Raw genomic sequence first — 11,711 nt, forward strand, 5'->3', positions numbered from 1 at the left:
TAATAACTTGTTTATTAAACGTGATTGCGGTCACATATTCAAGCGGTTTGCTTGGCTGTCGCGTATAATCAATCCCCTTTCATTCCTGCCAAAAATGACGACGCACGATGTTTAAGTGTGGATTACAAAGAGATGAAATATGTATGTTGTAACTAATGGTGCTAAATAAAAAACCCGGCATTTGCCGGGTCTGGTTCATGCTCTTAGCACAGCGGCTGAACGGCTTTACGCATTCCCTGCAGCAGAATCGCGTCAAGATCCAGAGACACCTGCTCGACAAGGCCGACAACCTGAGTCAGGTCCTGCTCCCAATGCTCACTCACAGAAAGCACCGTTTTCACCAGCTCGCTGGTACTAATCAACTGATCACGATGCTGCGCCCACAGTTGCTGATAACGTTCAATCCAGTGCGCATCATCCTGTACCGGATACGTTTCACCGTTACGCTCTGCGCGATAAAACGCAATCAGTGCCGCCAGCGCGAAAGTTAAACGTGCAGGCAGTTTGCCGGTTGCCTTCTGCCCTGCCAGCAGTTGCGGCAGAATACGGGTACGGAATTTCGTCATCCCGTTCAGCGCGATAGAAAGCAACTGATGCTTGATATACGGATTGCGGAAACGCCCGGTTACCGCGCTGGCGAAAGATTCCAGCTCATCACGCGGCAAATCGAGCACCGGGATAATCTCGTCGTAAATGGCTTTTTCAACGAAAGCACAGATTTCCGCGTCATTCATCGCCTCGCCGACCGTATCGAGCCCTGCCTGGTAGGCTACCGGCACCAGAGCCGTGTGCGCCCCGTTCAGAATCGCCACTTTACGCTCTTTATACGGTTTGATGTCATCCACAATCAGCACGTTGAGGGAGAGTTTGTCGAGACGCAGTTCGCTGGCGAGCGATTTCGGCCCCTGAATAACAAACAGGTAGAAGTGCTCAGCGGTATCAAGGAAACCGTCTTTGTAACCCAGTTCCGCTTCAATGGACGCCGCTTCATCACGCGGATAACCGGTAACAATTCGGTCGACCAGGGTGGAACAGAATGTGTTGGATTCATTCAGCCAGGTCACAAATTCCACCGGCAGCGCCCACTCCTGCGCGTAACGCAGCACCAGTTCATGCAGCGCGTCACCGTTATAGTCAATCAGTTCGCAAGGAATGATAATCCAGCCTTTATCCGCTGCGCCGTTAAAATGCGTGTAGCGTTCAAACAGCAGACGAGTCAGTTTAGCCGGATAGCTTACGGCCGGTGCATCATCAAATTTATCGCCGGCATGGTAGCTGATGCCTGCTTCCGTGGTGTTCGAGAAGACAAAGCGCATGTCCGGGTTGTGTGCCAGTTTCAGGAAAGCGTCGTAATCGGTATAAGCGCTGATTTCGCGGTTAACGGAACGAATTAAACGCGCATCGCTCACGGCATCGCCCTGCTCATTCAGGCCACGAATGATGGTCGTGTACAGGCCATCCTGCGTGCTGAGTGACGGCGGGAAATCGCTGGCAATCGGGCGAACAATCACTACACCGGCATTGAGATCGGTGTGTTCGTTCAGCAGGTCGATCTGCCAGTCAACGAATGCGCGCAGGAAGTTACCTTCGCCAAACTGAATGATACGTTCAGGGTACTGCGCACCGGGGAAGTCCTGGCGGTTCAGAGTCTTCACAATCGTTTCCTTTTTTAATTAGTCATACAACCTGGTGGAATTGGTGTAATAACTTAACAGATTTTTAGACAATGAAACCCTGTTTTGATCAAAATGTGAGGACTAATTCATAATTCAGAGGAATTTATAAAACACACTGGTGGCGGTTAACTCCCCCGCAGGCATCAGCGCATAACGCGGGATTTCGCCCACTTTATGCCAGCCAGCGCGCTGGTAGAACGTCTCCGCCCCGCTTCCCGTTGCGGTATCAAGCACAAGCACGTTTTTGCCTGCATCACGCGCTATCGTTTCCAGATGCGACATCAACTGACTTGCTATACCAAAACGTCTGGCATCCTCATGCACCAGCAGTTTAGCCACATCCGCGCGATGCGGCTGGTTCTCGGGTTGATCGATAATAAGCTGGACGGTGCCGACAATCCGCTGCTGCGCATCTACTGCCACAAGTAAGATACGTTCATTCGCCACCACGCTCGCCGCGGTACGTTGCCAGAATGCCAGCGCTTTTTCGCGGCTAAAAGGCAGCATAAAACTGACCGACGCGCCGCCTTCAACGCAGTTGATCAGAATGTCGGTCAGATCATGGAGATGCAACAGAATTTCATCATGGGATAGCGTGCGCACGGTAAAGGACGGGGTCATGTAACTCTCCTGAGTGAATTTCATGTCACTATCGCTGGCGGCGCGTAACAGCACAAGAGGTGCCGTCATCGCATTTACTTATGGTTGTGGTTTATTCATCTGAATCACCAGCCAGTGGTGAATGACGCCGACAATATAGTGTTGCTGGGCGTCATCAAGCGCCGTTCCCGCAGGAATGTTATGCCATTTTTCCAGGCAGCCGCGACAGCAGGTTGCCGTCGCGTGCTGGGCGATAAACACAGGGTGCCCGCGCATGGGTGTTTGCTTGCCATCATTTTTCGGCTGCGCCGGGGCGAGTCGGGATGCGATGAAATCGGCCGCGTGACTGTCGATAACCTCGGGGCCCTTGTCATAGCAATACTGTCGCTCTTTTGCGCCAAGTTTAAAACGGCTACGAAACGTCGAGCGCGCCAGGCGTGTAAACAAATTATCGAGAGGAACCATTAGTACACTGAACGTCCAATCTTATGCGTTAATTTTTCCAGAACCGCGACGCCCGCCAGCGAGTTACCGGCTTCGTCCAGTTCCGGGCTCCAGACGGCAATCGCCATCTCATGCGGCACGATCGCAACCACACCGCCGCCAACGCCGGATTTCGCCGGCAGCCCGACGCGCCAGGCGAACTCACCGGCATTCTGATACATGCCGCTGGTCGCCATGAGAGCATTAACCTGCCGCGCCTGCATCGGTGAAATAATCGGGTGGTGAATATGCGGTGCCCGCCCCTGATTCGCCAGGAACAAAAATGCCCGCGCCAGTTCGTTGCAGCTCATTTTCAACGCGCAATAGTGAAAATAGTTTTGCAGTACCGTCGCCACATCGTTATGGAAATTACCAAAGGATTTCATTAACCAGGCGATCGCCGCATTACGCGCGGAGTGCTCAAACTCGGAGCGTGCAACCACAGAATCGTAGGTAATATCCGGGACGCCGCACAACGTGCGAATAATCTCCAGCATGCGCATACGCGGTGCGCTCAATCGTCCCTGCAGCATATCGCACACAACCAGCGCGCCCGCATTAATAAACGGGTTACGCGGAATACCCTGCTCGATTTCCAGCTGCAACAGCGAGTTAAAGGGCTGACCGGAGGGATCTTTCCCAACCCGTTGCCAGATTTCGTCTTCTGAATAGTGGTTCATCGCCACCACCAGACTGAGTACTTTGGAGATGGACTGAATGGAGAAACGTTCGTCGGCATCGCCCGCCGAGAAGTGCTGACCATCCACCGTGCTGATGGCAATCGCCAGCTTGTTACCGCTTACCTGGGCCAGCGCCGGAATATAATCCGCTACCTTACCTTGCCCAATCAACGGCCTGACGTCGGCTAAAATCGACGCCAGCATGTCATTATCGATGACCGTAGTCACTTACTACTCCTTGCCCGCAGGCTATTTCCGGCCTGCAAGTATAACAGAGCATGATGGATGAAACATAAGAAAGCCCGCACGAAGCGGGCTGAGAAAAAAAAGGGTGCGTTGTGGATATGCCTGACACACAAAGAGTGGCGGGGATCGCTCCCCGCCGTTGCTCTTACACGGATCGGCACGCTGTGAAAACAGCAACCTCCGTTTGGCCAGTTCGGATGTGGACCTCACAGAGATCTTTTCTCATTACCAGCACCGCCACATCGGCGGAAACACAGATAATGACCAGGGCAAGTAGCATCCCTTTGTACTGTTTCATCGCGCTCTTTTCCTTGACCTTACAGTCTGTAAGAGGCACTCTACATGTGCTGACATATAGGGGGCCTCGGGTTGATTGAAAAATCACTCGGGGCTTTTCTCTATCTGCCATCCTGCAAATGCCTGAGACAGTAGCCTCAAGCACCCACAACCATCTTACGCCGCGCCATCCCTGTTTACGCTTTGATAAACACTCTTTTTTCGAGATTATCGACGGTCTTTCCACACCGTTTGTACATTGCAGAATTCATGCAAACCAAAATGCGACAGCTCTCGACCAAATCCGCTTTTCTTCACGCCACCGAAAGCCACGCGCGCGTCACTGGCGCTGTAACCGTTGATAAATACTCCGCCGCATTCGAGCTGTGCGGCAAAGCGTTGAGCCTGTGCGTCATCGGCAGTGAAAACAGTCGCTGAAAGACCAAACTCACTGTCGTTTGCCAGTTCGAGAGCATGATCGGCATCGCGCGCAATGGTAATTGCCGCGACCGGGCCAAACATTTCCTGACGAAACGCAGTCATCTCTGACGTGACATTCCCCAGCACGGTCGGCGCGTAATAATTACCGTTTCCGGCCATTTTTTCGCCGCCTAACAGCAGAGTCGCGCCTTCGGCAAGCGTTGCCTGAACCTGTTGATGCAGTTCATCACGCAGGTCAAAGCGCGCCATTGGGCCTAAATAGTTTTGCTCGTCCAGCGGATCGCCCATTTTCAGTTGCTCGGTTGCCGCAACAAATCGGCGTGTAAAAGCATCCGCGATCCCGGCTTCAACAATAAAGCGCTTCGCCGCAGCGCAAACTTGCCCGGTATTCTGATAACGCCCGATAACTGCCGCCTGCACCGCGGTATCGAGATCCGCATCGTTCAGCACAATAAAGGGATCGGAACCGCCCAGCTCAAGCACGCATTTTTTCAGCGCGGCACCGGCCTGAGCGCCAATCGCGCGGCCAGCACGCACGCTTCCCGTTACCGTGACAGCGGCGATACGCGCGTCGTTAATCGCCTGCGTAACCCCCTCATTGGTCGCATTCACCCAGCCGAAAACGCCCGCAGGAACGCCCGCTTCGAGGAAGATCTTACCGATCAGTTGCGCACTGCCCATCACATTAGGCGCATGTTTTAACAGATAACTATTCCCGGCCAGCAGAATTGGCACCGCGCCGCGCAGCACCTGCCACAACGGGAAGTTCCACGGCATAACTGCCAGAATCGGCCCCAGTGGACGATATTCAATAACAGCTTTGTTATCCTCCACCAGCGTGGATTCGGTATTCAGCATCGCCGGGCCATGCTCGGCGTACCAGTCGCAAAGGCTGGCGGATTTCGTGACTTCCCCGCGCGCCTGAGCAATCGGTTTGCCCATTTCGAGGGACATCATTTGTGCCATCTCTTCGCCACGTTGACGCAGTACGCGGCCAACAGCACGTAATGCCTCTGCGCGCGCCGTGACGGAGGTATTACGCCACTGGCGATAGCCAGCATCAGCAAGGGCGATAGATTCATCGACCTGTGCGGTTGTCGCCCACGGCATTGCCGACAGAGTTTCGCCATTAGCCGGGTTGATGGAAATCGCGTGAGTTACAGGTGAAGTCATTCTCTTCTCTCTTATCCGGTGATGTGATGTTGTCATTCTGGACGCTTGTTGTCTTTCTGAAAACTGAATAATATTAAGCCCATTATTCACGAATCGAGAATATCATGGACCTGACGCAACTTGAGATGTTTAACGCCGTCGCGCAAACCGGCAGCATTACCCAGGCCGCGCAGGTTGTGCACCGCGTGCCCTCAAATCTCACTACCCGTATTCGCCAACTGGAGGCGGATCTGGGTGTTGAACTGTTTATCCGCGAAAGCCAGCGTCTGCGTCTTTCCCCCGCCGGACACAGTTTTCTGCGCTACAGCCAGCAGATCCTCGCGCTGGTCGATGAAGCCCGTATGGTGGTCGCCGGAGATGAACCACAGGGGCTATTTTCCCTCGGAGCGCTGGAAAGCACTGCCGCCGTGCGCATCCCGGAAACGCTGGCACGTTATAACCAGCGTTACCCGAAAATTCAGTTTGATCTGGCGACCGGCCCTTCCGGCACCATGATCGACGGCGTTTTAGAAGGCTCGCTGAGTGCGGCTTTTGTTGACGGCCCGGTGATGCATCCCGGTCTGGAGGGCATGCCGGTGTATCAGGAAGAGATGATGATCGTCGCGGCGAACGGGCACCCTAAAATTACTCGTGCCAGCGACGTCAACGGCACAAGTATTTACGCTTTTCGGGCCAATTGCTCCTATCGTCGCCATTTCGAGAGCTGGTTTCAGGCGGATCACGCAACGCCCGGCAGAATTCACGAGATGGAGTCCTATCACGGGATGCTGGCCTGCGTGATTGCCGGGGCGGGATTGGCCTTGATGCCGCGGAGTATGCTGGAAAGCATGCCCGGACACCACCAGGTCGAAGCCTGGCCGCTGGCAGAAAAATGGCGCTGGCTGACGACCTGGCTGGTCTGGCGACGTGGCGCGAAAAGCCGCCAGTTAGAGGCGTTTATTGAATTGCTGGATGAGCCTCAAAAACTTAAAGACTAGCCTCAGGCAAAAAAAGCGTTCCTTTCAAATAGAGGGACGCTTTCCCGCCCATCAATACCCTATCCCCCTGCCATTCGCAGCGTACATCGCCACCGCGTGCGGAAACCTGACGCGCCAGCATGTGCGTTTTCCCAAGCTTGTCGCCCCAGTAGGGAATGAGCATAGTATGCGACGAGCCAGTCACCGGATCTTCCCACACCGCTTCGCCCGGCGAGAAAAATCGGCTAACAAAATCATACGCACCGTTGCCGCGTGCAGTAATCGCCACTTTATGTTCTCTGGGGATCATAGCGCTAATATTCGGCGTCACGGCTTCCACCTGCTGTCTGTTTTCCAGCTCAATAACCCAGGCGCGGCCTTTACGTGCATGCAGATAATCCGTAATCCCCAGCGCGGCAAGCATGTCGGAAGGCGGCGTCGCGGGTTGCGTCTCGCCCATCGGAAAATCGAGCGTCAGCCATTCGCCATCGCGCGTGACCGTCAGTTGTCCTGATGCGGTTTCGAAGCGAATTGTGCGTTCCGGATAATGCAGTTGCTGAAAAATAACGTGCGCCGTGGCAAGCGTCGCGTGCCCGCATAAATTGACTTCCTGGCGGGTGGTAAACCAGCGCAACGCAAAGCCACTCGGCTGCTGTACCACAAATGCGGTTTCTGACTGATTATGCTGCTGGGCCATTTTTAGTAATAATGAATCGGGTAACCAGTTCTCCAGCACACATACCGCCGCTGCATTCCCCTCAAACGGACGCTCGCTAAACGCATCCACCAGATAAATATCAATTTCCCGCATTCTGATCTCCTGTCGCTATTCAATCGTTAAAATGACACAAATCTGCGGGTCGCGGCAGACGGTGAGGAAAATCGTTGGCAACGCCATTGAGCTAATAACCACAAAATGAGATCCAAATCACAAAATGATTGTCATTCAGCCAACATTGGCTTTAAGATCGCACGTCTCATCCCGATCAAACTACCCCAGAAAATCCTATGACAACCAACACAGTCTCGCGCCACATCGCATGGCTTAGGGTGGTGACGCTCGCCATCGCAGCCTTCATCTTTAATACCACCGAGTTTGTGCCGGTGGGCCTGCTTTCTGATATTGCCGACAGTTTTGCCATGACCACGGCGCAGGTCGGTATCATGCTGACAATCTATGCATGGGTCGTCGCGCTGATGTCGCTGCCGTTTATGCTGCTGACCAGCCAGATGGAGCGCCGCAAGTTGTTAATTGGCTTGTTTGCGCTGTTTATTGCCAGCCATATACTCTCTTTCTTCGCCTGGAACTTTAGCGTGCTGGTTGCCAGCCGTATCGGCATCGCCTTTGCCCATGCCGTGTTTTGGTCGATTACCGCGTCCCTGGCCATCCGCATGGCGCCTGCCGGAAAACGCGCGCAGGCGCTAAGCCTGATAGCCACCGGTACCGCGCTGGCGATGGTGTTTGGCATTCCGATTGGCCGCATCGTAGGGCAATATTTTGGCTGGCGAACCACCTTCCTTGCTATCGGTATTGGCGCGCTGCTGACCATGGTGGCGCTGATTAAACTGCTGCCCAAACTGCCGAGTGAACATTCGGGTTCCCTGAAAAGCCTGCCTGTGCTGTTTCGTCGCCCGGCACTGGTCAGCATTTATCTGCTGACCGTGGTTGTGGTGACCGCTCATTACACCGCGTATAGCTACATCGAACCTTTTGTGCAGAACGTCGCTGGGCTGAGCGGAAATTTTGCCACCGTGCTGCTGTTGATTCTTGGCGGTGCGGGCATCATCGGCAGTATTCTGTTCGGGAAACTGGGTAACCTGCACGCTTCTGGTCTCATCACCAGCGCAATCGGCCTGCTGTTGATTTGCCTGCTGCTGCTATTGCCGGCGTCCCATCAGGCCAGCCATCTTGCGGTGCTGAGCGTCTTCTGGGGTATTGCGATTATGATTATCGGCCTGGGCATGCAGGTGAAAGTGCTGTCGCTGGCACCAGATGCAACAGACGTGGCGATGTCGCTGTTTTCCGGGATCTTTAATATTGGTATTGGCGCGGGCGCGCTGCTGGGAAGCCAGATAAGTAGCCACATCTCAATGGCCTCAATCGGTTACGTCGGGGCGGTTCCGGCGATTGCCGCGTTGATCTGGTCGGTGATTATCTTCCGCCGCTGGCCCACAGCGTCATTAGAAGAGCAGGCGCACCGCTCGTGAGGATTCGGGAGCCGGGCTGACATCCCCGGCTCCCTGCATTACGCGCCCGGCCAGGTGTTAATGATTTCCACCACGCCGTTAATAATAAACTGCACGCCCATACACACCAGCAAGAATCCCATCAGGCGCGAAATGGCTTCGATGCCACCTTTCCCTACCCAGCGCATGATCGCCCCGGAACTGCGCAGGCTACCCCACAGGATAATCCCCACCAGCGCGAATATAATGGGCGGCGAGACAAGCACTACCCATTCCGGGAAACTCACGCCGTGTTTAATAGTAGACGCCGAGCTGATAATCATGGCGATAGTACCCGGCCCCGCCGTGCTCGGCATGGCCAGCGGCACAAACGCAATATTGGCGGTCGGCTCATCTTCCAGCTCTTCTGATTTGCTGGACGCTTCCGGTGATTCGTGGGCTTTCTGCTGCGGGAAAAGCATGCGGAAACCGATAAACGCGACGATCAAGCCGCCTGCGATACGCAGACCAGGTATTGAAATACCGAATGTATTCATCACCAACTGACCGGCATAGTAGGCAACCATCATAATGACGAAGACATAAATAGAGGCCATGCGCGCCTGATGGTTACGTTCTGCCGCATTCATATTTCCCGCTAATCCGAGAAAAAGCGCCACGGTGGTGAGCGGGTTTGCCAGCGGTAAAAGCACCACCAGACCAAGCCCGATTGCCTGAAAAAGTTCAATCATATGAGATACTAGCCTTCTCTGTTTTCGAATAAGTTCGCAGTCTACGCGATGCAGTATAGCGTTTTCGCAGCATCTCTTGCTATGTGGGCCCTTTGTACAGAATGTCCTCTTTATTGTAGTTGGATACTCTCTGTTCAGCGTTTTAGCAAATCGTGGCATCCCTTAATCCATTCAGTTGACTTATGATTGCACGAGAAATAATATCCTCCGCAACTAAAGTACTTGCCAGGGCAACCATTGTGAACATCACAAGCGACCTCTTTGATGAAATCATCCCGCTTGGGCATTTGATTCACATGGTTAATCAGAAAAAAGATCGCTTACTCAACGAGCATCTATCGCCTGAAGACATTACTTCCTCACAGTTCAGGGTGCTCTGCTCTATTCGCTGCAAAGGCAGCATTACACCGGTAGAGCTGAAGAAAATCCTGTCGGTCGATCTGGGCGCGCTTACCAGAATGCTTGACCGATTGCTTTGCCGGGGCTGGATTGCCCGTTTGCCGAATCCTCATGACAAACGCGGCGTGCTAATCCAGTTAACGCCAGAAGGCGCTGAAATTTGTGAGAAATGTCATCAGCTTGTTGGGCAGGACCTGCATCAGGAATTAACAAAAAACTTAACGGCAAACGAAGTTGAAACGCTTGAGCTTCTGTTAAAAAAGATTTTGCCGTAAACAGAAAGAGGTAAGACGATGTCCAGACGCAACACTGACGCTATCACCATTCATAGCATTTTGGACTGGATCGAAGATAACCTTGAGTCGCCCCTGTCGCTGGAAAAAGTGTCAGAGCGTTCAGGTTACTCCAAATGGCACCTGCAACGGATGTTTAAAAAGGAAACGGGACACTCTTTAGGTCAGTACATTCGCACCCGTAAATTGACCGAGATTGCCCAGAAGTTAAAAGAGAGCAATGAGCCGATTCTCTACCTGGCTGAACGCTACGGTTTTGAATCACAGCAGACGTTGACGCGAACCTTTAAAAACTATTTCGATGTGCCGCCGCACAAGTATCGCGTCACCAATATGCACGGAGAGTCTCGTTATCTCTTCCCGCTTAATCACTGTACTTATTAATCGCCTGCACAAGACGTATCGAGGAATACCATGAAACTGTTCGCCTCCGCTGCCTTCGCTATTATGGCGTTGGTTTCCAGCCAGAGTTATGCGGAGCAAACCCTGACACCGACGCAACACAACGCCCGAGACACCATGATTATGCCGTCGGCTAACCAACAGTCGCCGTTCGATTTTAATCATATGGATGCCGGTAGCGACAAATCAGACGAACTGGGTGTACCTTACTACAACCAGCGTGGTTTCTGATTTGTGTCCGCCCCGCACATGCGGGGCGTTGCTTTATCCCCTCGCCGCCCGCATGCCGGGTAGACGCAATCCGAAGACGTTAATAAACAAGCCCGCCATAATCAGCACCGCCCCCAAAAGCTGTAATGCCGATAAGGTTTCATCGAGCAATAACGCCGCGCTTGCCAGCCCCACAACCGGAACCAGCAGCGACAACGGTGCCACGCGCCAGGTTTCATAGCGCCCAAGTAACGTTCCCCAGATACCATAGCCGATAATCGTCGCCACAAACGCCAGATAGACCAGGGACAAAATAGTGGTGAGATCGATAGTCAGCAGGCTTTGCACCATCAGAGACGGGCCATCGAAAATAAGCGAGCTGAGCATAAACGGAATAATCGGGATCAGTGCACTCCACACCACCAGCGACATCACTGCCGGCTTTGATTCATGCTGCATGATGCGTTTATTAAAGATATTGCCGCAGGCCCAGCTTAATGCCGCCGCCAGGGTGAGCATAAACCCTAACAAGCCGACATGCTGGCCGTTCAGGCTCCCCTCAATCAGCACCAGTACGCCAAATACCGCAAGAGAAATCCCGGCCACCTGCTTACCCTGTAATCGTTCGCCAAACACAAACGCGCCAAGAATGATGGTAAAGAATGCCTGCGCCTGAAGCACCAGCGAGGCCAGCCCGGCTGGCATACCAAATTTAATCGCGCAAAACAGAAAGGCAAACTGACCAAAGCTGATGGTCAGGCCATAACCCAACAGCAGGTGAAGAGGAATTTTTGGCCTTGCCACAAAAAAGATGGCCGGAAACGCCACCAGCAAAAAACGCAATCCTGCTAACAACAGTGGTGGCATATTATGCAGGCCCACTTTGATCACCACAAAGTTGATGCCCCACGCCACCACCACCAGCAATGCCAGTAGCCCATCTTTACGCGTCATACCC

At 53.4% G+C, this 11,711-nt stretch carries 14 protein-coding genes; 5 read left to right on the forward strand and 9 right to left on the reverse strand.

Translation table 11 applies throughout. The features are described from left to right. Positions 1-203 precede the first annotated feature (203 nt). The 6 genes from DBY68_RS03320 to sad all read right to left on the reverse strand — a co-directional run bounded on the left by DBY68_RS03320 (position 204) and on the right by sad (position 5,575). Entirely contained in the window at positions 204-1,655 is a 1,452-nt protein-coding gene (locus DBY68_RS03320) for a tagaturonate reductase (RefSeq protein ID WP_108474252.1), read from the reverse strand. A 114-nt stretch (positions 1,656-1,769) separates the two neighbouring features. Beyond that, on the reverse strand, positions 1,770-2,297 hold the full coding sequence (locus tag DBY68_RS03325) for a GNAT family N-acetyltransferase (RefSeq protein ID WP_108474251.1): 528 nt from the start codon (positions 2,295-2,297) through the stop codon (positions 1,770-1,772). A 78-nt stretch (positions 2,298-2,375) separates the two neighbouring features. After that, entirely contained in the window at positions 2,376-2,741 is a 366-nt protein-coding gene (locus DBY68_RS03330) for a DUF4186 domain-containing protein (protein WP_108474250.1), read from the reverse strand. Beyond that, positions 2,741-3,667, reverse strand: a complete 927-nt coding sequence (gene glsB / locus DBY68_RS03335) for a glutaminase B (RefSeq protein ID WP_108474249.1) — start codon at positions 3,665-3,667, stop codon at positions 2,741-2,743. The genes DBY68_RS03330 and glsB overlap by 1 nt, the downstream gene beginning before the upstream one ends. A 163-nt stretch (positions 3,668-3,830) precedes the next feature. Continuing rightward, positions 3,831-3,983: a Hok/Gef family protein gene (locus DBY68_RS22715; protein ID WP_146745430.1), complete on the reverse strand. Its 153-nt coding sequence runs from the start codon at positions 3,981-3,983 to the stop codon at positions 3,831-3,833. 206 nt (positions 3,984-4,189) lie between these two features. Then, positions 4,190-5,575 (reverse strand): succinate-semialdehyde dehydrogenase, encoded by a 1,386-nt coding sequence (gene sad, locus DBY68_RS03345; RefSeq protein ID WP_108474247.1) that lies wholly within the window; start codon positions 5,573-5,575, stop codon positions 4,190-4,192. Positions 5,576-5,679: 104 nt separating this feature from the next. Between sad and DBY68_RS03350 the strand changes: the two genes are divergently transcribed. After that, complete coding sequence (locus DBY68_RS03350; protein WP_108474246.1) at positions 5,680-6,552, forward strand: LysR family transcriptional regulator; 873 nt, start codon at positions 5,680-5,682, stop codon at positions 6,550-6,552. Here the strand turns inward: DBY68_RS03350 and DBY68_RS03355 are convergent. Then, the gene (locus DBY68_RS03355) at positions 6,542-7,342 is read right to left on the reverse strand and encodes a PhzF family phenazine biosynthesis protein (RefSeq protein ID WP_108474245.1); all 801 of its coding nucleotides are present in this window, start codon (positions 7,340-7,342) and stop codon (positions 6,542-6,544) included. The two genes, DBY68_RS03350 and DBY68_RS03355, sit on opposite strands and share 11 nt — an antisense overlap. A 197-nt stretch (positions 7,343-7,539) precedes the next feature. On the opposite strand from DBY68_RS03355, the gene DBY68_RS03360 reads away from it, so the two are divergent. Next, entirely contained in the window at positions 7,540-8,739 is a 1,200-nt protein-coding gene (locus tag DBY68_RS03360) for a sugar transporter (protein WP_108474244.1), read from the forward strand. A gap of 38 nt (positions 8,740-8,777) precedes the next feature. Here the strand turns inward: DBY68_RS03360 and DBY68_RS03365 are convergent, their stop codons facing one another. Beyond that, complete coding sequence (locus tag DBY68_RS03365; protein ID WP_108474243.1) at positions 8,778-9,449, reverse strand: MarC family NAAT transporter; 672 nt, start codon at positions 9,447-9,449, stop codon at positions 8,778-8,780. Between the two features lie 239 nt (positions 9,450-9,688). Between DBY68_RS03365 and marR the strand changes: the two genes are divergently transcribed. Genes marR through marB form a run of 3 tightly spaced genes read left to right on the forward strand, consistent with a single transcriptional unit; the run spans position 9,689 to position 10,774 of the window. Next, on the forward strand, positions 9,689-10,123 hold the full coding sequence (gene marR, locus DBY68_RS03370) for a multiple antibiotic resistance transcriptional regulator MarR (protein WP_108474242.1): 435 nt from the start codon (positions 9,689-9,691) through the stop codon (positions 10,121-10,123). A gap of 18 nt (positions 10,124-10,141) precedes the next feature. After that, on the forward strand, positions 10,142-10,525 hold the full coding sequence (gene marA, locus DBY68_RS03375) for an MDR efflux pump AcrAB transcriptional activator MarA (protein ID WP_108474241.1): 384 nt from the start codon (positions 10,142-10,144) through the stop codon (positions 10,523-10,525). A gap of 30 nt (positions 10,526-10,555) precedes the next feature. Beyond that, positions 10,556-10,774 (forward strand): multiple antibiotic resistance protein MarB, encoded by a 219-nt coding sequence (gene marB, locus DBY68_RS03380; RefSeq protein WP_108474240.1) that lies wholly within the window; start codon positions 10,556-10,558, stop codon positions 10,772-10,774. Positions 10,775-10,807: 33 nt separating this feature from the next. Here marB and eamA read toward each other — a convergent pair whose 3' ends face one another. Further along, positions 10,808-11,707 carry an O-acetylserine/cysteine exporter gene (gene eamA / locus DBY68_RS03385; protein WP_108474239.1) on the reverse strand — a complete coding sequence of 300 codons (900 nt, stop codon included), beginning with the start codon at positions 11,705-11,707 and terminating at the stop codon, positions 10,808-10,810. Positions 11,708-11,711 lie beyond the last annotated feature (4 nt).

The organism is Pseudocitrobacter sp. RIT415 (assembly GCF_003057695.2).
GTDB lineage: Bacteria > Pseudomonadota > Gammaproteobacteria > Enterobacterales > Enterobacteriaceae > Pseudocitrobacter > Pseudocitrobacter faecalis.